This window comes from Paenibacillus vortex V453 (assembly GCF_000193415.1).
GTDB classification, from domain to species: Bacteria; Bacillota; Bacilli; order Paenibacillales; family Paenibacillaceae; genus Paenibacillus_AQ; species Paenibacillus_AQ glucanolyticus.
On the sequence record NZ_ADHJ01000044.1, the window covers coordinates 120,616 to 142,289 of the forward strand.

Here is a 21,674-nt window from a genome sequence, read left to right on the forward strand (position 1 = left end):
TTCATCTTGGAACTTCATGACTGGCGGCAAAAGCATGATCCAGATCAGCGATCAGGTCATCCACATCCTCAAGTCCGACCGAGAAGCGAAGCAGACCATCCGTAATGCCGCGTTCATGCCGAACCTTCTCGCCCATGGCCGCATGGGACATCATCGTCGGGTACGACAGGATGCTCTCCACAGCACCCAGACTCACCGCTACAAGCGGCAGCTTCACATGGTTCAGCACCTCCTTCGCCCGCTCGCCCGAGCCGACATCGAAGGAGATCACCGCGCCATAACCGCTGGACTGCTTCTCGTGCACTTCCCGACCAGGATGGCTCAGCAGGCCGGGATAATACACTTGCTTAATGTCGCTTCTGCCTTGCAGCCAGGCTGCCAGCTTGGCTGCACTTTGCTCCGAATGAGCCATGCGCGTGCTGAGGGTTTTCATTCCTCGCATCAGCAGCCAGGAATCCTGAACGCCAAGCACGGTGCCCAGACCATTTTGCAGCTGCTTCAATTGGTCTCCCAATTCCTGTGTTCTCGCAACAGCGAGACCTGCCAGCACATCACTGTGCCCGCCAAGGAATTTGGTGGCGCTGTGGATGACAATATCCACGCCAAACTCGATCGGACGCTGGTAAAACGGAGTCATGAACGTATTATCCAGCAGGGTGAGCAGACCATGCTCCTTCGCCCAATCCGTCACTGCACCGATGTCGGTAATCTTCAGCGTCGGGTTCGAAGGTGTTTCCATATACACAGCTTTTGTGTTCGGTTTGAGCGCCGCCTTCACCTGATCCAAATCCGTCATGTCAACAAAAGTGCTCTCGATGCCCATACGGCTCAGAATGCTGGTCAGCAGGCGGTAGGTTCCGCCATAGACATCCTCCGTTACAATCATATGATCGCCGGCAGATAGCAGCATGAATGAGCTGGAAATTGCCGCCATGCCGGAAGCGTAGGCAAAGCCGCGCGCGCCTCCCTCCAGGAGGGCGATATAATCCTCCAAAGCCTGTCTCGTCGGATTGCCGGAACGGCTGTAATCATGCAGCGGCGGGTTGAAAATATCCTCATGGTGAAACGTGGAGGCTTGATATATCGGAACACTCGATGCACCGGTTGCCCGGTCGATCTCTCCGCCGAAATGAAGCAATTTGGTTTCAAATCGGAGCTCATCGCCTTCGCGACCTTTTTTTCCCGGCAAGCTGTTGCCGTTGACTTGTGACTCCAATCCTGATGGACCTTTATTGATACTCATTCTCCGGTGCTCCCTTCCACTTCAGCCATGGCTGTCGTTCAGGGCAGCATCCAGATCAGCGATCAAATCCTCCGCATGCTCAATGCCAACCGAGAACCTCAGCAAACGGTCATCTACACCGATAGCCTCGCGAATCTCAATCGGGATATCCGCATGAGTCTGGACGGCCGGGTACGTCATCAACGATTCCACACCGCCCAGACTTTCGGCAAACGCAATCAGTGTAATATGTCTTAGCACAGGCTCTACATAGCGGGCGTCTTTCACCTTAAACGAGAAGATGCCCGTGTTGCCGCTGGATTGACGATTCTGTATGTCATGCCCCGGATGATCCGGCAGTGCAGGATAAAACACTTCGCCAATCGCAGGGTGTGTGGTCAAGAATGTAGCAAGCGCAGTTGCATTACTTTCATGCCGCTCCATCCGAAGCGCAAGTGTCTTCATTCCCCTCATCAGCTGGTAAGAATCAGACGGGCTTAATACCGCACCAATGGAATTGTGCAGGAAAGCCATCTCCTCAGATAACTCTTTGCCTTTCGTTACGATAATGCCGGCCAGCACATCATTATGTCCTCCCAAATACTTGGTGGCACTATGTATGACGATATCTGCCCCAAGCTCAATCGGTCTTTGGAAGTATGGAGTTAACAGTGTATTATCCACGATGCTGATGAGCTGATGATGTCTTGCCCATGTACAGACAGCTTCGATATCCGTAATCATCATAAGCGGATTGGTCGGTGTCTCGATAAACACAGCCTTCGTGTTTGACTGCCTGGACCGCTCCAGTGCATCCATGTCATTCGTATCCACATAGGTCGCCGTTACGCCGAACTTGGACATAATCCGCTCTAACAGCCGGTACGTTCCTCCATACAGATCCAGCGAAACAATCAGATGATCCCCCTGACCGAAAAGGGAAAATATCGTCTGCAGCGCAGCCATGCCTGAGCTGCATGCAAATCCGGCATCACCGGATTCCAGCTCTGCGCAGGCATCCTCCAATACCGATCGGGTGGGATTTTTCGTGCGGGCATAATCAAAACCCGTGCTCTGCCCTAATTTCGGATGACGGTAGGCCGTCGCTTGATATATCGGAAATGTAACTGCACCTGTCACCGGCTCCTGCACCGATCCGATCTGTGCCAGCCGGCTCTCTATACTTAATGGTTTCTTCTCCATCACTTACTCTCCTCCTGTACGCTGCTATATTTGCGGACCAATATCGTATGGCGTTTCTTGATATACATAGTAATTGAGCCAATTAGTAAATAATAAATTTGCATGCGCACGCCATATGGATGGAGGCGTTCTGGTTGGATCATCATTCGGGTAATAATTGCGCGGCAGGGCAATGTCCAATCCTTTGGCAGCATCGCGGTCATATTCCCACTTCAGAGAGTCTGCATCATACTCGGAATGTCCTGTGGCAAAAATCTGTTTTCCGTCCCGGCTTGAAACCAAGTAGATTCCTGCTTCCTCCGACTCGGACAGGATGACCAGATCGTCAATCCCTGTAATGTCCTCGCGCCGAAATTCCGTATGACGGGAGTGCGGAACAAAGAACAATTCGTCAAAGCCGCGAAGAAGCTTGGTACACGCCTCATTAATCGTATGAGGGAATACGCCAAAGCATTTTTCCTCCAGGCTGTACTTGGGCACACCGTAATGATAATAAAGCCCTGCCTGAGACGCCCAGCAGATGTGCAGCGTGGAAGTCACATGCGTCTTGCTCCATTCAAAAATCTCGGTGAGCTCATTCCAGTAATTTACTTCTTCAAATTCCAACTGCTCCACCGGGGCTCCTGTAATGATCATGCCGTCAAAACGGCGGTTCTTCACTTCCTCAAAGGTTTTGTAAAAGGATTCAAGATGCTCTGCCGACGTGTTCTTCGAAACGTGGGAGCTGGGATGAAGAAGCACAACGTCCACCTGAAGAGGGGAGTTACCGATCAATCGTAGCAATTGCGTCTCCGTGGTTTCCTTGGTAGGCATCAAATTCAGAATAGCTATCCGCAATGGGCGGATATCCTGGTGAAAGGCATGGCTTTCATCCATTACAAAAATGTTTTCTCCAGCCAGAACTTCCTTTGCCGGCAAGGCATCCGGAATTTTAATTGGCATAAGGGCTCACTCCTTCAAATTGTGAAATGATACATCCATTTAAGCTGTGAGAAAGAGCGTTAGACTGTATAAACGCAAGAATGACCTTTCTCAAGTAGAGAAAGGTCATCATATACGTATCACAATGCGCCTCTCTCATCTGTCAGGCTATACGCGGCTCATAAGAATCGTCGTATCTCCTGCAAGAATTAGCACCGTGCGATGTTGCCGCCGGTTGCCGGGTTTCATAGGGCTAGTCCCTCCACCTGCTCTTGATAAGATTTCGCTTTATTCAATTGTCTTCAAACATGGTTCGTAATTGATATTTACTTTAAATCATCCGCAATTGTTCGTCAAGAACCTTTTCGTTTAATCCGTCACACTTCACCGTGGGCTCCCATACCCTGTACTAGGGTCTTGCATACGCCGGATTTCAACTTGAAAGGTCCCACACCCGGCGTTATACTAGACAAGTGCTGTTTGAAACCGAGTATGAAAGAGGTGACATGGAAGATGGACGGTGACCCGAGCCAGAAAGTGGATGCACAAGACGCACAACCGCATAGGATTAAGATCAGCTTACCGGCAGAGGGCAGCGTTATTTTTCATGCGCTTTTATCGTATTCATCCCTTCCTTAGATTATGCCTGTACGCCGGTTAGCTGATATCCTGTGCCTTTACTGCTTAACCAAGCAGCTTGTAATTGACAAAGGAGTGATATCAGATGAAAATCCGGTTGGTCGATTCGGGTGTATTTACCCCTGTTGAAGACATCGAAATGACGCTGACAGCTCCGGCCAGCGGCTTCTACTGGCTGGATGCAGACGTGGATGATTTAGCCGAGCTGCAGCCCCTCTTCTCCCTGCATGATCTTGCAGTTGAGGACTGTCTCAGTGAAGAGGAACAGCGTCCCAAAATCGAAATATATGAGAACCATTATTTTATCGTCGTGAACAGCATCCGGTTTGACGACGAGGAAATTTTTCTTCGGGCATTAAACGTTTTCCTGGGCAGACATTTTATTATTACGGTAACCAAGCAGAAGATTCATGAACTCCGTTCGGTGAAGCCGCTCCTTTGGGAGGATGAGGTTAGCACGCCTGACCGTTTCCTCTATCTGTTGATCGACCTCGTCACAGACAATTATTTCTCTGTCGGGGACCGCATTGAAGCACGGATCGAGAAGCTGGAGGAAGACATCCTCATGCATACCAAGAAATCTCATCTCAGTGAAATCATCGGCCTGCGCAGTGAAATCCTGTGGCTAAAAAAAGTCCTTGGACCTCAGAAGGAAGTTATCAACACCTTGAACAAAAAGGATCTCCGGCTAATCGATGACCAACTGCAGAAATATTTCAGTGACATCTATGAGAATGCCGTTAAAATTTCAGAAACGTTTGAGACCTATCGGGATCTCATGGGTAACCTTCGCGAGGCTTACCAATCCAGTATCGCCAATCGGGCGAATGAAATTATGCGTGTGTTCACGGCCATTACAACCATCTTCATTCCACTAACGCTGATTACGGGCATTTATGGTATGAACTTTGACTATATGCCTGAACTTCATTGGAAATATTCGTATTATGTTGTTATCGGCATCATGGTATTTGCCGGCGCTCTCATGTTCTATTTGTTCCGCAAAAAAGACTGGATATGATATATAGGATTCATATAATCAGGACGGACCTCCTTGCTCATAGGAGATTCCGTCCTGATTTCGTTAATGCCTATTAGCCGACTTTTGCCTTCCCGGGCTCTTCCCGGCGAAAGCGAATCCGCATCAGGCGAAGCCGCTCATACAGCCGCTCCGTTCCGCCAGCCTCATCACCATTCGGAGATTGTCCATACACGCGCTGCAATACCGGCTTAAGAAACGTATCGCCCAGCTCCTCGAACGCCTTCCATACCGTCTCCTGCTCCAAATCCGTAATCTCATCCAATTCTACTTGCAGCAGCTGCTCGGTGTCATAGCCCTCCTTCTCGAGCCCTTCCAATTCCTCGACCAAATCCCGCCTTGATAACGATGTACGCTCTTCCAGCTGGGTTAGCGACACTCCCTCGGCTATGCCAAGCAGCACGGTACGACGAATGCGAAAGCGATCCAGCTCCTGTTTATATTTCTGTTCCTTCTGCTTGTACAGCCAGGATAAGAACACCTCTTCCTGCAGCTGCGCGTCTACCCAATTCAGCGGAAACGTTGTTGTGCGCTGGATTCTTGCCGTCATTTCCAACCATTCTACTCCGTGCTCCGAGGCCTTGCTAACCCCGATTCCAGGAAGCTGCAGCAGCTCCTCCTCCGTTTGGGGAACAAAAGCACTGATTAGTCTCAAAACCCGATTACTAGCAATAAAGTAAGGTGCTTTTCTCCCGGATGCCGCCTTCCTTCTGCGCCAGGCGCACAGTTCTGTATACAGCTCCTCCGAGCCGTACAGCTCACTGTAACACTGCAGCTTCTGCACGCCCAGATTCTTGCCGGCACTCTCTCCCGGTTCATGAAATATCCCCTCGATCAGCGGCCGAAATCCTTCCCCGAGCTTCATCGCCAATCGGTGTCGGTACACACATAACAGCTCATTCCATGAGTTCCCTTCATACCATTCGTCATCGAGTACCTCACCGTCCGGCTCTATATTCCGCCAACCGAGCCGCCATACTCCTTCATCCTCGCCGATCCATACTTGAGCAGAACGGAGATGACCCGACTCATCCGCTCCGCTCATTTGATTCATGAACACAATTAACATCCCTCACTGCCTCCCGTTACTCATTCAGCACAACGATAGGACAACGCAAAAAAGCACCTCTCCTCCGCCGCAGCGTCAAGAAAGGTGCTTCCCGTTCCAACGATTATACTGTTGAAACTATAATACCATATTTTGTAACGTAATCCAACAGGTTTTTTCACTCATGGTTTACAAGAAATAAAGCGTTACGCTTGAACGCTCTACGCTTCATCCACCGCCAGCTTGGCCAGTGCCAAGGCACCGCAAAGACCTGCGTTATCTCCCAGCATTGGCGGTACGATGAATTGATCAATGGCATCATGAAGGCTTGGATGCTGGACATATCCCGCCAGCAGCTCCTGGAGCTTCGTACGTATCAGCGGGAGCAGCTGCTCCTGCTTCATGACGCCTCCGCCCATCACGATTCGCTGCGGGGACAAGATCAGCACATAATTCATCAGCGCTTGAGCCAGATAATGGGCTTCCATCTCCCAGGCTGGATGATCCGGTGTCAATTCTACCCCTGGAACTCCCCAGCGTTTGCTGAGCGATGGACCAGCTGCAAGACCCTCCAAACAGTCTGCATGGTAAGGGCAAGTTCCTTCATACTGGTCTTCCGGGTGGCGGCGCACATAAATATGTCCCATCTCCGGATGTGACAGACCATGGATCAGTTCGCCTGAAACCACTGCGCCTGCCCCTACTCCAGTACCAATCGTAATATAAAGACAGCTGTCCAGTCCCTGAGCCGCTCCCCAGGTATACTCACCGAGAGCTGCACCGTTTACATCTGTATCGAATCCTATAGGAACATCAAAGCGTTCCTTCAACGCCTTCACGATATTGTAATTGCTCCAATGCGGCTTCGGTGTTGTCGTAATGCAGCCATAGGTCGGGCTGCCCTTCACCGGGTCAATCGGTCCGAATGAACCGACTCCAATCGCCTCTATATCCTTGTCAGACAAAAAAGTTAAAGACGTTTGCCATGGTTTCTTCAGGGGTTGTTGTCGGAAAGCTCACACGCTCTACTACCGTTCCATCCTCCGTGCCCACGCCGCAAACGAACTTGGTTCCTCCTGCTTCAATTGCTCCAAGTAAACTCATGCATTCTTCCATCCTCTCCACGATGTGCTGTGCCTTGTCTCTGTTTAGTTGTTGACTAGCTCTATTCGAAGCATATGTAAACATTGTGCTCCCGTCAAGTCCGCCCGCTTCCTTCGCGGCTTCTGCCTATTCCCGAAGCCGCGAGCAAGAGCCAGGAGAACAAAATGATGACGGCCGTCCACGCCCAGGCAAGCTGACTCTCGCCATTGCTTACCGCCACGTAGATCGCCGTGGGCAGCGTTTGCGTAACGCCCGGAATATTGCCAGCAACCATCCAGGTTGCGCCAAATTCGCCTAATCCCCTGGCAAAAGCAAGAATGAACGCTGAAATCGCCGCCCTGCGGACGAGCGGCAGCGTAATCCAGCGAAGTACCTGCCATTCCCCGGCTCCAGCCGAGCGCGCAGAATCCTCAAGCTCCGGATCCACGGATTCGAAGCCAACCCGCATGCTCTGATATACAAGCGGAAATGAAACCACAATGGCCGCAATCACCGCAGCCCCCCAGCTAAAAATAATGGGCTTGGCAAAAAGCCACTCTGCGGCGGCACCGATCCAGCTATTTCTCCCCAATAAGACCAGCAAAAGAAAGCCAACCACCGTGGGTGGGAGCACAAGCGGAAGCATCAGTACCGTTTCCACCGCTGTCTTGCCAACAAACGAGCGCCGGGCCATCCAGCGTGCTGCCGTTGATCCCAGTATAAATGCAATGATGCTGGACAGCAGTGAGGTTTTTATCGACAGCCATACCGGCATCCAGAACACTTCCGCTTCGGTCACGGCGACTCCCCCACAACCTCGAATCCAGCCGTTGTGAAGATCTCCCTAACCTCGGGAGTTTTCATAAATTCTAGGAGCTCTTTGGCCTCCTGCGGATGCTTGGCATCTGTTAGAACCGCCCCCGGATACTCGATTGGTTGGTGCATGTCCGGATCCACCTCAAGCGCCAGCACGGCCTTGGCGGAATTCTTCAGATCGGTTTTGTATACAAAACCGGCATCCGCATTCCCCGACTCCACATAAGCCAGCACCGCTGTAACGTCCTTGGCATATACGGCCTTGGACTCAAGATCCTCCCATAAACCTTCATGCTGGAGAGTCTCCTTGGCGTATTCGCCGGCTGGTACCGTGTCCGGCTGTCCAATAGCCAGAACACGAATGTCCGGTTTGAGCAGATCCGTTAGCTGCTTGATGTTTTTATTACCCGCAGGGACTACCAGTACAAGCGAATTCCGAAACATCAACTGAACAGCTTCGGATTTCACAATTCCCTTCTCAACCAATCGCTCCATGGGCTCTGCCGCTGCGGATACGAATAAATCGACAGGCGCCCCCTGCTCCATTTGCTGACCCAGAGCGCCGGAACCGCCAAAATTGTAACGCAGTGTAACATTCGGATGCTCTGCTTCAAACCGTTGTCCTGCCTCTTCCAAGCTAGCTTTGAGACTTGCTGCTGCAGAGATGATGACCTCGACCTTCTTCTCATCCCCTGTGGGCTCTGGAGATGCTTCCTTGGAAGGAGTCTGACTCGAGCTGCATGCCGACAAGAAGAGCATGACCCCGAGCAGAACCCAGGTTATGCATGCTTTTCCTCCGATTATGGTTCTACCGCTCATGGCTAGGAGACCACCGCCACCCCAAACAGATGACCAAGGCTCTTCATCTCAAGCTCTTCCAGCTTGGTTAGTGCACGTTCGTGATCAACATTCAAAAGGCATAAATCCAGCTCACATTCCATTGGAACCTCACAATGGATTTCGGCCAAAGCCCGGGACAGATGCAGCATTTCCAAATCGGCTTCAATCTTGGTCCGGACCCCTTTTGCCAGCGATTCCAGATTCTCAAGTATCCCTTCAACAGATTCATACTCCTGAATCAGCTTGAGGGCTGTTTTCTCGCCAATTCCGCGTACACCAGGGTAATTGTCGCTGGTATCTCCCATAAGTCCCTTTACATCGATGACCTGTCTTGGTGTAAGACCTTTTTCAGCATAAAGCGTTTCCGGTGTATAGTGCATGTAATTGCCATGACCCTTTTTCATGATAATAACGGAAGTCGAATCGCTTACGAGCTGCAGCAAATCGTGGTCACCCGACAGGATCATGACATTCATATGATCACTGTATCGTCTGGCCAACGTTCCGATACAATCATCGGCTTCATAACCCACGACACCCAGGTTCGGAATTCCGAGGCATTCTGTCACATCACGAACTAGCGAGAACTGAGGGATCAGATCATCCGGTGCCTCCGGACGATTCCCTTTGTATGAGGCGAACTGCTCTGTACGGAACGTTTTCGAGCCCATATCCCAGCAGCATGCTACATGGGTTGGCTGAAATTTATCGATAGCATCCCACATATACCGCAAGAAGCCATAAATCGCGTTGGTTGGAATTCCTGCCTTGGTACGGCGGATATAACCGCTGGAGGCAGTTGCATAGTACGCTCGAAACAATAAAGCCATCCCGTCTACAAGCAGTAAGGATGGTTGTTGATTGGGTATCACGGTAATGATCGCTCCTAACTTTAACTTCTCGGTATTTCTTTAAAATACACCCTGCCATTATACCATATCCATGTAAGGACTTGGGCTTGCCACAGGGATTTCTTTGAATTTCCTGTCACAGACCATTCACAGCTTCACAGCACCCAGTCACCCCTCCATACTGCGGATTAACTATGGCCCCACTCTTGTAAAATAAATGAAAAAGCGTCCCCTGGGCCAATGACCGCAAGGACGCTCCGCTTTTCACTCTTTTGACGACGAATCCGGCACCGGGTGCAGTCCATCGGACGCGACTCTACTTCTGCCATGCCTCCTGATATAACTCCGGTTTAAACCCGACGGTAACCTTTCTCCCGTCAGTAACGATTGGACGCTTAATCAGCCTTCCATTTGCGGACAACAGTTCGATCTTCTCCTCATCGGAAAGATCCGGCAGCTTGTCCTTCAGGTTCATTTCCTTATACACTTCCCCGCTCGTATTGAAAAATTACTTCAACTCCAGGCCGCTCTTCGCGATCAGATCAGCTAATTCTTCATTCTCCGGGGGTTGTTCAAAAATATTCTGAAGCTCCAGCTCGTGCCCCTCATTCTGCAGCCATTTCACAGCGTTACGACATGTTCCGCATTTCGGGTACTGATATACTTTCAGTTGGCTCATACGTTAAGTTCTCCTTCGTTGTTATGATGTATTGAAGCGCCCTCCGGGGTTTCTTCTTGTGCAAGACCTGCCTTAAGGGACTTCATATCTTCTGGCAGCGGTGCACTGAACACCATGGTTCTTCCCTCAATCGGGTGAACCAGCGTCAGGCTTGCTGCGTGCAGCGCCTGCCTGCCAATGCTGCTGTCCAGCTCTTGAATTGAGGCAGCTTCCAGCTCTGTGCGGGGGACGACCCCATTTAAAGCTGCCTCCGGTGCAATCGTTTGGACCTGGTCATTTCTCTGTACCCGTGTGTCATAAACCGGATGTCGATACATCCGGTCTCCAATTAAGGGACATCCTATGCTCAGCATGTGTACCCGAATTTGATGTGTCCTTCCCGTCTCCAGCTTCAACTCAACCATGGAGGCGGACTTAAAGGTTTCGCACACCTTGTACCGTGTAAGAGAAGGGTATCCTCCAGGTGTGACGATCCGGCGATGCGGCTCTAGAGGATCCCGATCAATCGGCCCCTCAATATCACCGGACCGTGAAGCTGGCGTGCCATGAACAAGCGCAATATACCTCTTGTCTACGGTGCCAGCTATCATCTGTTCTGAGACATGCTGGTGCACATAGGGATTCTTGGCAACAACCAGCACGCCTGAAGTCTCCTGATCCAGCCTGTGAACAGCCCGGAACCGATAATTCCAGCCCTGCTCCAGCCAATAGTGAACAACTCCGTTTGCCAATGTATCCGTGTAATGTCCCTTTGTGGGATGAACAATGATCCCAGCAGGTTTGTTCAGCACGAGCAAATGCCCGTCCTCATACAGAATATCCAGCTCCATCGGCTGAGGCAGCATGTCGTCTGATCGCTCCTGCTCCATACGAATCTCAATTATATCGCCGGTCTGCACTTTAGCACTTATATATACGCGGGTTCCGTTCAGCATAATGCCCTGCTCCGTCAACTTGAGACGAGAAATCAGCTTGCGGGATACCCCCATTCGTTTTTGCATAATAGTCTTGAGCAGCATGCCATCTTCACGTTCAGACACGACATAGCTGATTGGCGGATAATACAAATCCATGGATTAACGGAACACCTTCCCGCTGCGCTCATATTCAACATCCTTGATTCCTGAAAACGCGTTGGCTGCCCGTGCAGTGACAAAGAAATAATCGGATAACCGGTTCAGGTAGCGGCGGACCTCCGGGTTGATCTCGGTGGTTCGCTGCAGCGTAACGGTCAGCCGCTCAGCACGGCGGCATACCGTGCGGCATACATGAAGCGAAGATGACAGCGCACTTCCACCCGGTAATATAAAGCGTTCGAGCGGTGGATTTTTTTCTTCAAATGCATCAAGCCAGGTCTCCAGATTATCGACAAGCTCTGCACTTACCTTAAGCTTATCCTCGCGAGGTCTCGCATACGCCAGGTCGGACCCGCAATCAAACAGTTCGTGCTGAATTCGCATAAGCTGAAGATACAGCTCATCAAAATCCACCTCCTGCGCCAGAAAGACGGCCTGGCCAACAAAACTGTTTAATTCATCTATGGTGCCGTAAGCTTCGATACGTGGATCATCCTTGGGCACCCGGCCGCCAATAATCGAGGTCTCTCCGGCATCTCCTGTTCTTGTGTAAACCTTCATCACATCTTCCTCCATTCAGCATTCTATCACTTCAACGAACACTTGGTTCCCCTATTTATGCTCCACTATAGCATAATTCGGATAGCGCTCCCACTGTAAACCGTCTGCACAAGTCCCTCCATCATTTCAGGAGAGTATTCTCATATCACTTAGAGAAGAATCATATACAAACAAGGCTGCTCCTTGAGGGATCTTCACTCAGGAACAGCCTTGTTTTATTTGATGACTATAGTTCATTTATAGTTTCTTTTTGGGATGAGCTTTCATATATTCATTGATCTTCAAATCCAGCAAACTGCTGATTTCGATAACGATCTCCGAGGTAAAGGACTGCTCTTCCAAAAAAATCTGTTCCATCTTCCGGCGAAGCATGTGAATTTCGTCTTCCAAGGTAATTTCCTGAGGAGTGGATTTGGCTGATTTAATTGACCATTTACCGTGATTATTGTCTTCAGCCGTAAAGTCACCACGGTAGTTTGACAATTCATAATCACAAAACACTGGTGATCCCTCCTTGGAAAGTAAAATTCTGCCCCCAAAATAAAATTATAACATATTTTCTACTGATGAAAAGTGAAATTTTTGTTAATTCAAGGAAATTGTTCAACGATTTCCTTGTCTATTTTATTTTTTCCACAAAATTGCCCATTCTCTCGATGGCTTCATTCAGTTGGGCAATGGATGTAGCATAGGAACAGCGAATAAATCCCTCACCGCCCAGACCGAAAGCAGTACCGGGCACAGCAGCCACTTTTGCATCCGTCAACAATCGCTGAGCGAACTCATCCGAGGACAGGCCGGTTCCCTTAATGCTTGGGAATGCATAGAATGCTCCTTGGGGTTCATGACAATCGAGACCAATCTCACGCAGCCCCTGAACAACGAGCCGGCGCCGCTGGTTATACGATTCAACCATTCGATCCTTCTCCCCCCAAGCCATTACGCAATGCTTCCAGCGCAGCGACTTGCCCCATGGCTGGTGCGCACATCACCGTATATTGGTGAATCTTCAGCATGGCGGCAATGAGATCCGTATGAGCGCACACATACCCCATACGCCAGCCCGTCATAGCAAATGCCTTCGAGAAGCCGCTCACCAATATGGTGCGGTCCATCATGCCCGGCATAGAAGCAAAGCTGACATGCTTGCCTTCGTACGTAAGCTCAGCATAAATTTCATCGGAGATCACAATCAAATCGTGCTTTTCCACGACTTCCGCAATAGGAAGCCAATCCTCATAGGTCATGATCGCCCCTGTCGGATTGCTCGGATAACATAGAATCAGGATCTTGGATTTGGGTGTGATTTGCGCTTCCAGCGCCTCTGCCGTCAGCTTAAATTGATGTTCGGCCGTGGTTTCAATGCCAACCGGCACCCCGCCGCCGATTGAAGCAATCGGCGAGTATGAGATGTAGCAAGGCTCGGGAATGAGGATTTCATCGCCGGGAACAATCAAGGCACGCAGGGCCAGATCGATCGCTTCACTGCCGCCTACGGTAACGATGATTTCATTAGCCGGATTGTAAGTGACTTGGAAGCTGTCATTCAGATACTCCGCAATGGCCTCCCGCAGCTCGGGCATACCGGCATTTGATGTATACCCTGTAAAGCCTCTCTCCAGAGAGTATACGCAAGCTTCCCTTACATGCCACGGTGTTACAAAATCAGGCTCGCCAACTCCAAGCGTAATAATATCTTTATTTCCGCTGACAAGATCGAAAAATTTTCGAATTCCGGATGGTTGAATATCCCTGACACTTGGCGCCAAATAGGAGCTCATCGATTTCCTGTTATTTTCTGCAAGCTGCTGTTCGTTCAAAATCATAGCACACGCTTCCTTTACGGCGAGATCAGGAGACGATTGTCTTCTTGACGTTCTTCAAAAATAATCCCGTCTTGTTTATATTTTTTCAAAATGAAATTCGTTTTGGTCGATAATACCGAATCAATAGGCGACAGTTTCTCAGAAACAAAATTAGCCACTTCACGCAAACTCGCGCCTTCCACCTCGACCAGCAGATCGTAGGCTCCAGACATAAGATAGACCGATTTCACTTGAGGAAACAAATAAATCCGTTCTGCAATTCCTTCAAAGCCTCTGCCGCGCTCAGGTGTAATTTGAACCTCGATCAGCGCCGTTACCTTCTCGTCCTCAACCTTGCCCCAATTGACAACGGTCGCATACTTAACGATCACGTGATCTCGTTCAAGCTCCGCAATGGAGGTCTTTACTTCTTCCTCATCTACACCCAGAAGAGTAGAGAGCAGAGCTGGCGATCTTCTCGCGTCCTCTTTCAGCAGGTCAAGCACCTTCAGTTTCAATTCGCTTAGCTCTTCCATATACGTATCCTCCAGCACTTATTCCGAATAACCGTTCATAATCCATCCTCAGGTTCTTCGGAACAGAGATTAATACTTATATTACAATAACTTACACGGGATGTGCAAAAGAAAAAAACCGATGCATGCCTGCAGCGGGTGCTGCGAATGCGATCGGCTTCATAGTTGAGTTAGCAATGGAATAGTGGGTTACATATAAGATGTAGGCGGTACGTTTGTTGCATGGCTGGCAACATTGGGACTATGTGAGAAAGTACCCATGCCTGCAGTCTTCTGATTAATGGTATCATGGGCCTTCTGTATGGACTGCTGTGCTTGCTTATGCTGCTTGTCCACATCATATTTCAATGCGTATGGGCCCGACGTATACATGTTCTGCTGCTTCATCATCGTATAAAACTCACCCTGAAGCTTCAGCGTATCTGCGGTTAAATCCGTAAACATCTGACGGACAACAGGACAGGAGGACTCTGTCGTTGCTGTCGTGTACTCTCGAACGGTCCGTTTCAGCTCGCCCAGGATAGGGTCCAGCATATCTTGTTCCGGCAGGAATGAAGATCCGTTTGTTGTTGCCATAGGTAGTTCCTCCTTTAACAATTTAACTTCTTCGCTACAAAGGGCATCACTTATTGAGGTTGGGTCGGTGCGACTTGGATGTGGCTCTGCAGAGAGTTCACCAAAGTATCCAGATGCTGTTCATGCCGGCTTACGAATCCAAGGAGCGCTTGCTGAATGGCCGGATTCTGACTGGCTGCCGCTGTTGCAGCGCAATGCTTGGCCAGCATCGTCTCGTTGGAGATGCAGTCCGCAATATAATCCAATTCTTTAGAGGTTAGAGGCTGTAATTGTTGATTCGGTGTCATACGGTTATTTCCCCTTTCCATTTAGATTGCACAGGAACTAGTATGCCACCTTTACAGAAATCTATGTTGTAAGCTGTCATGAAATACAGAATGAACGTCCAAATTAAAATGGTTGTGATAATGAGGAGGTATAGGGTCATGTTGCTGACAGGCGGAACAACACCATGGAAGTTTTTAAATACCGAACCCGTAAAGAAATACCCTCCACTTACCGAGCAGATGAAGTGTGATGTTCTCGTCATTGGCGGAGGCATTAGTGGTGCACTAATGGCCTACGTCCTGAACAAGCAGGGCGTGGACACCATTCTGCTGGAAAAAAGACGCGTCTGTGGAGGCAGCACCTCTGCCAATACGGGGCTATTGCAATTTTCCAACGATTGTACCCTGACGGATCTGATTCGTCAGTTCGATGACCATCGCGGCACTTCCTTCTACAAAATGTGCAGCCATGCGGTTCGCAGGCTTACCGATATCGCAAACAGCCTCTCCAGAGACTCCGGCCTGATTCCCCGGAGCAGCCTCTATTATGCCAGTACTCCCCAAGACGTCGGCATGCTTCGGCATGAATATGATCTGCTGAAACGAAGAGGCTTTGACGTGGAGTATTGGAACCGCGATGATATAAAGGCTCATTTTCCATTTTCGAAAGAAGCAGCCATCTATACGCATGGTGACGCCGAAGTAGATCCCTACCGCCTCGGACATCATCTTCTGCAGGATGCCAGTCAGGATGGGCTTCGGATATACGAAAACAGTGAAGTGACGGATACCCGGTACACGGACAGCGACGTCACCGTAATTACAGATCAGGGGAGCGTTCTGGCCCAAAAAGTAATCTGGGCCACAGGGTATACTATTCAGGAATGGAAACCGGATCATAACGCTGAACTGCTAAACACCTACGCCATTCTCACGGAACCTGTCGCCGATCTGTCCTCATGGCATGAACGATCTTTCTTGTGGGAAACGAATCGCCCCTATCTCTATTTCCGCACAACGCCGGATCAGCGGATCATTGCCGGGGGCTTGGACGAAGCGCTTCCTCCTTCAGGTAAGCCTGAAGAGTACGCCGAGGTCAGAGGCCGGAGGCTATTGGACGAGATACAGCAGCTTTTTCCCCATCTGGCTGACTTAAGAATTGCCTGCAGCTGGGCTGGTGTGTTCGCCTCAACCAAGGATGGCATTCCCCTGATTGGCAAGCACCCCAAATATCCGCACAGTTACTTTATCGAGGTGTACGGAGGCAATGGAACGGTTTACAGCATGATTGCTGCCGATTTGCTGGCTGAGACGATTGCCGGTCGTGAGCCCGAGGAATTGAAATGGTTCTCCTTAACACGTCCGATTGACCTGAAGATAATTTAGAATAAAGAGGGTAACTCCATTTAGGGCCTGCCAGCGTGCCCTGGAGATACCCTCTTCGCATGTGTAATGTGGTGGCGTGGTTCATGAAGTGTGCCGTTCTGGATTCCCACACCCTCATCCCTGATCAAGCGATCAGGTTACTTGTTCCTTGGAAGGGAATAACCTCCGCATGAACAGCCATGATCCGATCGGGGATGCCCCCAGGAACAGCAAGAGTAGTGTTATGGTTAAGGTGTCCTGCTTGATCGACAACACCAGAATAAATACCAGCAGCCCCGTAATTCTGCCCAGGGTCAGACTGAGCTCCCGCAGTACAACCAGTTCCACCCGCTTCTCCACATTTTCTTGATTCAATCCCATCAGATCAAAGCTAACCGATATGGCCGGCATCATATACAGCGGAATAAACAAGGAGGTACCGATTCCAAGGACCAGCAGCGTAGTATAATTAACGGCCAGTAATAACGGCAGAATAACCAGCAGCATGAGTACGGCCCCCACCAGCATACCGATTTTGCGGAATTGAGGCTTGAACCATTTGCCGCAGGCCCAATAACTCACCAACGAGACCGCAGAAGTGATCAATGCGAATTGACCCAGCTTGGATTCCTGATCCGTAGCCACGAACACAAGCAATGTGATGAGAAAGGAAAATACGCCTTCCCGCATTCCCTGTACAGCCAAGCCCCAAACCGCATATTTCCACACACCGCCCTCCTTCAAGCGTCTCAGGCCTTCCAGCCAATTATAGTCATTCTGTACAGGCCTTTTTCGCAGAAAAAAGCTAAGCACTACAGCCGCCGCGAATATGACCAACGACACGGTAAAAATAAGTCGATAGCCCTCGTCCCCGTGCATCCATGTGATCACCCAGCCTGCCAACCATGGTCCTATGATTCCTGTCACAGAGCCAAGAAGTCCGATCCAGCCATTAAACCAATCCCGATTCTCTGCATTCGATATCTCGAAATAAACCACATTGAAGGCCAGCCAGAATAAGCCCAGGGATACGCCGAACAGCAGGCCAAGAGGCCAGATATAATGGACCGCATCCCGGCCTGCCCACAGCACGCATAGATAAAATAATCCGGACACCGCAATCCCCAGACGAAGTGCGTTCATTTTGTTATGTTCCTTCACCCACTTGCCTGCTGCCCAGAATGTCAGGCCCAATGCGACCTGCTGGGCAATAGTAAACCATCCGAGCATGGTGTAATCCTGACGGCTCTTCCAGAGGTAAACATTGAGGAATGTACCCGACAATGCACTCGATAGAATAAACAAACCATGAACCGATAGCAGAAGCATGGCCTGGGGGTCCTTTGTCAACTTCATATACAGTTCCCTCCCTTGCTCTCGTACTTGAAGTCCAGGGTATTTTACCCTTCACTCCTCCACTTCATGAACAAAAAAAAAGGAAACTGCAGCATGCAGTTCCCTTGAATTGCCGTGAGACGCCAAACAGCGCCTATTCACAGACTCTATTCCTTTTTATGGATAAAGCTCTTAATCATCCGAAGTCGGTCGTTCTCGGCCAGGTTGTACTGTACATGGAAGCATCCTGGGCATACGTATACGTTCAATTCATATGGCGGCTGCAGAATAGGTCCACGGATCAAAGCCGCGTTAACCGGCTGGAAGCCTTCCCCGCTCACGTGCTGGGTACCTGCATGGAGCATGTATTCTCTGCAATGCAAACACTCCGGTACTTCATCTTGTTCATCCAGGATCGCTTCCACGGTCTCCTCGAATGCAAACAAATCATGATCCTCCCCGTATTTATCCACAGTTCGCAGCGATGACAACGATTCGTTCTCCGACCCCCATATACGCTGAAGATCAACAGCTTCCTCCTCGGTTGCTTCATAATCCTCATCCAGTTCCTCTTGATCGGCTTCTGCATCCTCGCCTTCCAATGCGATATTCAATGTACGGTAGCCCTTCAGTTCGTTAGCACAGTGAGGACAGGTTTCCTCTGGACCAATCTCCTCATCCCATACAATCTCACTTTGGCACCATGGACAAACCGTCGGTTCCATAGGTATTCATTCCTTTCTTATTCAAACGGCCTTGCAGGCCCTGTATAGTTGTTTTTATTGAGACATTAAGTATACAATACCTGACACAAAAAAAATCAAAGCGGCCGCAAACAATATCCGCGGTAAATATTTCATCGTCCTTTTCCTCCCGAAGCTCTTAAGTGATACTCGCTCCAATAATGTAAGATAAAGATACGGTGATAAGAAGTACGATCAAACCTACTGCGCGATTATCCTTGCCAATCTCTTCATCAACCGAGAAAACCGGCGTCAAGAATTCAAGCAGCAGATAAGCCAATAACAGCAGGATAAACCCAAAGAACGACCATTTAATCATGCCGTAAATGGACGTATTGGCCGTGATGCTATACCGCATAACGTTGCATATACCAAAGACTTTACCGCCGGTCACCATCGCTGCAGCTACGTTTCCCTTGCGTATTTCATCCCAGCAATTGTACTTCGTAACCAGTTCAAAGCAATACAAGTAAACGATAAGTGCCAGTATCGCAACCGAGAAATAGCCGATTAGCACACCCAGCGGATGGGTCAGCAAATGATCAATCGCTTCCGTCATTACCCTATGTTCCTCCCCGATATAAACGGGATGCGGCACCTTTCGCATCCCGTTGTTCTAAACCCAGATGATATGTTATACGAACTGAAGGAGAAAACGGTTCCTGATTTCTGGCTTCCTTTATTTCAACTCGGCAATCGTTACGCCATTGCCGCCTTCGCCGTAATTGCCCAAACGATGGCTCTTCACATGTTTATGCTTACGCAGATAATCCTGGATTCCGGTCCGCAAAATACCGGTTCCCTTGCCATGGATGATGGAAATCTGACCAAGGTTACCGAGAAAAGCCTCATCAATAAAACGATCAACCTCGATCAGCGCTTCTTCCAGGTTCGCTCCTCTTAGATCCAGTTCATTGCGAATGTTGGCATCACGAGTCCGCTTCAGGATCGTCGCATGCTGTTTCGGTGCTTGCTTGGCATTCGCCGCCGGATTCGACAATAACTCCAGATCATCCAGGGCGACCTTCATCTTCATAATGCCAAGCTGTACGACCGCTTCCTTGGAGCCAGTCATTTCCACAACATGGCCCTTCTGATTCAGGCTGAATACCCGAACCTCGTCGCCAGGTTCGATACTGCGCTGCTGCTTAGCCGAGCGCTGGCCTCCTGTTTTCTTGCCCTGCTGCGGCTCGGCATCATCCAGACGTTTTCTAGCCGCAATCAGCTTATGCTCTTTAACAGAAGCCCCTTCCTCCAGAGCAATCTTGCGCAGATCCGAAATGATCTCCTCCGCTTCGCTTCGCGCCTTATCCACGATCTGTCTCGCTTCCATGCGAGCTTTATCAACGAGTTTGTCCTTCTGCTCTTCCAGCTTCTGAAGCTCGTGCTCATGACGGACACGCAGTTCCTCCATTTCCTTGCGGACCTGCTCTGCCTTCTCACGCTCCATTTCAGCAGTGTGCCGATTCTCTTCAAGGGAAGCAATCATATGCTCCACCCGTTGATCTTCTTCCTTCACTTCACCGCGGGCAAACTCAAGAATGGATCCTGGCAGACCGAGACGTTCTGCAATAGCAAACGCATTACTGCGTCCAGGCACACCAACCAGAAGCCGGTAAGTCGGACTTAGGGTGTTGATATCGAACTCCATGCTGGCGTTAATAACGCCTTTGCGTTCGTAGGCATAAGCCTTGAGCTCTGAATAGTGCGTGGTCGCAATCATTCGGCAGCCCATGCGGTGGATATGCTCCAGAATGGAAATCGCGAGGGCGGAGCCCTCAGCCGGATCCGTACCTGCTCCTACTTCATCAAGGAGCACCAGACTCTTCTGCGTCATCTGACCCAGTATCCGGATAATATTGGTCATATGGCTCGAGAAGGTACTAAGGCTCTGCTCAATGCTCTGCTCGTCGCCAATATCCGCATAAATCGCATCGAATACACACATCTGGCTGCCTTCCTCGGCAGGAATAAACAGTCCGGACATCGCCATCAGGTTTAGCAAACCGATTGTTTTGAGTGTGACCGTCTTACCGCCGGTATTCGGACCCGTGACAATGATGGACGTATAGGTATTACCCAATTCCACATCAAGCGGTACAACCTGGTCCATCGGAATAAGCGGATGTCGGCCCTTGCGCAGCTTAATGTACCCTCTGTCATTCATTCGCGGCAGAGACGCCCTCATCACATGAGCCAAACGTGCCTTGGCAAATATAAAATCAAGCTGTCCGATCAAATCCAAGTCCATGGACAGCAAATCAGCCTGCTCACCCACCTGGGCAGTCAGCTTCTGCAGAATCACTTCGATCTCCCGCTCTTCCCGCATCCGGGTCTCGCGAAGCTTGTTATTCATGGCCACAATGGACTCCGGCTCGATAAACAGCGTGGCACCCGATCCTGACTGATCATGTACGATTCCGCCGAAATGCGACCGGTATTCCGCTTTAACGGGTATGACAAAACGATCCCCGCGAATCGTAATCAGCTGGTCCTGCAGCATCTTGGCCACCGATTGCGAACGAATCATGGATTCGAGCTTCTCCCGAATCCGGACCTCCCCGCCCCGAAGCTCACGGCGGATCTGCGAAAGCTCTGCACTCGCCGAATCCAGAACCTCAGCCGCATCGTCAATGCAGAGCCGAATCGCATCCTCCAGCGGCTTCTGCTCCGAGATAAGATCGCTAAGATTAAACAGAATTTCAATCTGCTCATCCTCATGAAGGGCCGCGATAAACCGCTTGATACGGCGTGACCCGTGAATCGTGTTCGATGTGGCTAACAATTCGTGGGGGCTCAACGTGCCTCCAATTCTCGCGCGTTTCAAGGCATCGTTAATATCCGTTATACCGCGGAAAGATGGATTACCCTTGAGCCGGTCTACCGTATATGCCTGATCGGTTGCCGCCAGCAGATCCTTTACAGCTTCCAGCTCAGTTTCAGGCTTTAACGCCTCGGCCCTCAAATTCCCCATGGATGTTTGCGTGTATTGTGTTAATGTATTTAAAATTTTCCGGTATTCTAAAGTTTGCAAAATCTTGTCGTTCAAGAAGTTCACAACTCCTCTCAA

The 21,674-nt window shown here is 50.0% G+C and carries 18 protein-coding genes, 4 pseudogenes and 1 riboswitch; of the genes and pseudogenes, 2 read left to right on the forward strand and 20 right to left on the reverse strand.

Features of this window, described 5'->3' with window-relative positions:
- Window position 1 precedes the first annotated feature (1 nt).
- The 3 genes and pseudogenes from PVOR_RS24375 to metA all read right to left on the reverse strand — a co-directional run bounded on the left by PVOR_RS24375 (window position 2) and on the right by metA (window position 3,367).
- Window positions 2–1,243 carry an aminotransferase class I/II-fold pyridoxal phosphate-dependent enzyme gene (locus tag PVOR_RS24375; protein WP_006212205.1) on the reverse strand — a complete coding sequence of 414 codons (1,242 nt, stop codon included), beginning with the start codon at window positions 1,241–1,243 and terminating at the stop codon, window positions 2–4.
- Window positions 1,240–2,425, reverse strand: a pseudogene (locus PVOR_RS24380) (PLP-dependent transferase). Before PVOR_RS24380 ends, PVOR_RS24375 begins: the two are co-directional and overlap by 4 nt.
- A 24-nt stretch (window positions 2,426–2,449) precedes the next feature.
- Window positions 2,450–3,367 carry a homoserine O-acetyltransferase MetA gene (gene metA, locus PVOR_RS24385; protein WP_006212207.1) on the reverse strand — a complete coding sequence of 306 codons (918 nt, stop codon included), beginning with the start codon at window positions 3,365–3,367 and terminating at the stop codon, window positions 2,450–2,452.
- A gap of 132 nt (window positions 3,368–3,499) precedes the next feature.
- A riboswitch (SAM riboswitch) is annotated at window positions 3,500–3,628 on the reverse strand.
- Between the two features lie 442 nt (window positions 3,629–4,070).
- Here metA and corA point away from each other — a divergent pair.
- Window positions 4,071–5,006 carry a magnesium/cobalt transporter CorA gene (corA, locus tag PVOR_RS24390; protein WP_006212209.1) on the forward strand — a complete coding sequence of 312 codons (936 nt, stop codon included), beginning with the start codon at window positions 4,071–4,073 and terminating at the stop codon, window positions 5,004–5,006.
- A gap of 73 nt (window positions 5,007–5,079) precedes the next feature.
- Here corA and PVOR_RS24395 read toward each other — a convergent pair whose 3' ends face one another.
- From PVOR_RS24395 to PVOR_RS24455, 13 genes and pseudogenes are all read right to left on the reverse strand, one after another.
- Entirely contained in the window at window positions 5,080–6,093 is a 1,014-nt protein-coding gene (locus PVOR_RS24395) for an HRDC domain-containing protein (protein ID WP_006212211.1), read from the reverse strand.
- A gap of 200 nt (window positions 6,094–6,293) precedes the next feature.
- Window positions 6,294–7,176: pseudogene (locus PVOR_RS24400) on the reverse strand (ROK family protein).
- Between the two features lie 94 nt (window positions 7,177–7,270).
- Window positions 7,271–7,954: a molybdate ABC transporter permease subunit gene (modB, locus tag PVOR_RS24405; protein ID WP_006212212.1), complete on the reverse strand. Its 684-nt coding sequence runs from the start codon at window positions 7,952–7,954 to the stop codon at window positions 7,271–7,273.
- Window positions 7,951–8,790 (reverse strand): molybdate ABC transporter substrate-binding protein, encoded by an 840-nt coding sequence (gene modA / locus PVOR_RS24410; protein WP_006212213.1) that lies wholly within the window; start codon window positions 8,788–8,790, stop codon window positions 7,951–7,953. Before modA ends, modB begins: the two co-directional genes overlap by 4 nt.
- Window positions 8,791–8,792: 2 nt before the next feature.
- A complete protein-coding gene (locus PVOR_RS24415; RefSeq protein WP_152826688.1) occupies window positions 8,793–9,641 on the reverse strand; it encodes a 5'-3' exonuclease in 849 nt (282 codons plus the stop codon).
- 337 nt (window positions 9,642–9,978) lie between these two features.
- Window positions 9,979–10,341, reverse strand: a pseudogene (locus PVOR_RS24420) (arsenate reductase family protein).
- On the reverse strand, window positions 10,338–11,414 hold the full coding sequence (locus PVOR_RS24425) for an RluA family pseudouridine synthase (RefSeq protein ID WP_006212215.1): 1,077 nt from the start codon (window positions 11,412–11,414) through the stop codon (window positions 10,338–10,340). The pseudogene PVOR_RS24420 and the gene PVOR_RS24425 overlap by 4 nt, the downstream one beginning before the upstream one ends.
- A gap of 3 nt (window positions 11,415–11,417) precedes the next feature.
- Window positions 11,418–11,978: a cob(I)yrinic acid a,c-diamide adenosyltransferase gene (locus PVOR_RS24430; protein WP_006212216.1), complete on the reverse strand. Its 561-nt coding sequence runs from the start codon at window positions 11,976–11,978 to the stop codon at window positions 11,418–11,420.
- Window positions 11,979–12,215: 237 nt separating this feature from the next.
- The gene (locus PVOR_RS24435) at window positions 12,216–12,479 is read right to left on the reverse strand and encodes an aspartyl-phosphate phosphatase Spo0E family protein (RefSeq protein WP_006212217.1); all 264 of its coding nucleotides are present in this window, start codon (window positions 12,477–12,479) and stop codon (window positions 12,216–12,218) included.
- A gap of 118 nt (window positions 12,480–12,597) precedes the next feature.
- Window positions 12,598–13,804: pseudogene (locus tag PVOR_RS24440) on the reverse strand (aminotransferase class I/II-fold pyridoxal phosphate-dependent enzyme).
- A gap of 14 nt (window positions 13,805–13,818) precedes the next feature.
- Window positions 13,819–14,319 carry an Lrp/AsnC family transcriptional regulator gene (locus PVOR_RS24445; RefSeq protein ID WP_006212218.1) on the reverse strand — a complete coding sequence of 167 codons (501 nt, stop codon included), beginning with the start codon at window positions 14,317–14,319 and terminating at the stop codon, window positions 13,819–13,821.
- A 189-nt stretch (window positions 14,320–14,508) separates the two neighbouring features.
- Window positions 14,509–14,895: a spore coat protein gene (locus PVOR_RS24450; RefSeq protein WP_006212219.1), complete on the reverse strand. Its 387-nt coding sequence runs from the start codon at window positions 14,893–14,895 to the stop codon at window positions 14,509–14,511.
- A 50-nt stretch (window positions 14,896–14,945) separates the two neighbouring features.
- Complete coding sequence (locus PVOR_RS24455) at window positions 14,946–15,182, reverse strand: hypothetical protein (protein WP_006212220.1); 237 nt, start codon at window positions 15,180–15,182, stop codon at window positions 14,946–14,948.
- 138 nt (window positions 15,183–15,320) lie between these two features.
- On the opposite strand from PVOR_RS24455, the gene PVOR_RS24460 reads away from it, so the two are divergent.
- A complete protein-coding gene (locus PVOR_RS24460) occupies window positions 15,321–16,547 on the forward strand; it encodes an NAD(P)/FAD-dependent oxidoreductase (RefSeq protein WP_006212221.1) in 1,227 nt (408 codons plus the stop codon).
- A 132-nt stretch (window positions 16,548–16,679) separates the two neighbouring features.
- On the opposite strand, the gene PVOR_RS24465 is transcribed toward PVOR_RS24460, so the two are convergent.
- From PVOR_RS24465 to PVOR_RS24480, 4 genes are all read right to left on the reverse strand, one after another.
- Window positions 16,680–17,888 (reverse strand): MFS transporter, encoded by a 1,209-nt coding sequence (locus tag PVOR_RS24465; RefSeq protein WP_327196587.1) that lies wholly within the window; start codon window positions 17,886–17,888, stop codon window positions 16,680–16,682.
- 140 nt (window positions 17,889–18,028) lie between these two features.
- Window positions 18,029–18,586, reverse strand: coding sequence for a hypothetical protein (locus PVOR_RS24470; protein ID WP_006212223.1), 558 nt, complete (start codon window positions 18,584–18,586; stop codon window positions 18,029–18,031).
- A gap of 157 nt (window positions 18,587–18,743) precedes the next feature.
- The gene (locus tag PVOR_RS24475; RefSeq protein ID WP_006212224.1) at window positions 18,744–19,163 is read right to left on the reverse strand and encodes a DUF350 domain-containing protein; all 420 of its coding nucleotides are present in this window, start codon (window positions 19,161–19,163) and stop codon (window positions 18,744–18,746) included.
- A gap of 120 nt (window positions 19,164–19,283) precedes the next feature.
- Window positions 19,284–21,653, reverse strand: a complete 2,370-nt coding sequence (locus PVOR_RS24480; RefSeq protein ID WP_006212226.1) for an endonuclease MutS2 — start codon at window positions 21,651–21,653, stop codon at window positions 19,284–19,286.
- Window positions 21,654–21,674: the final 21 nt, after the last annotated feature.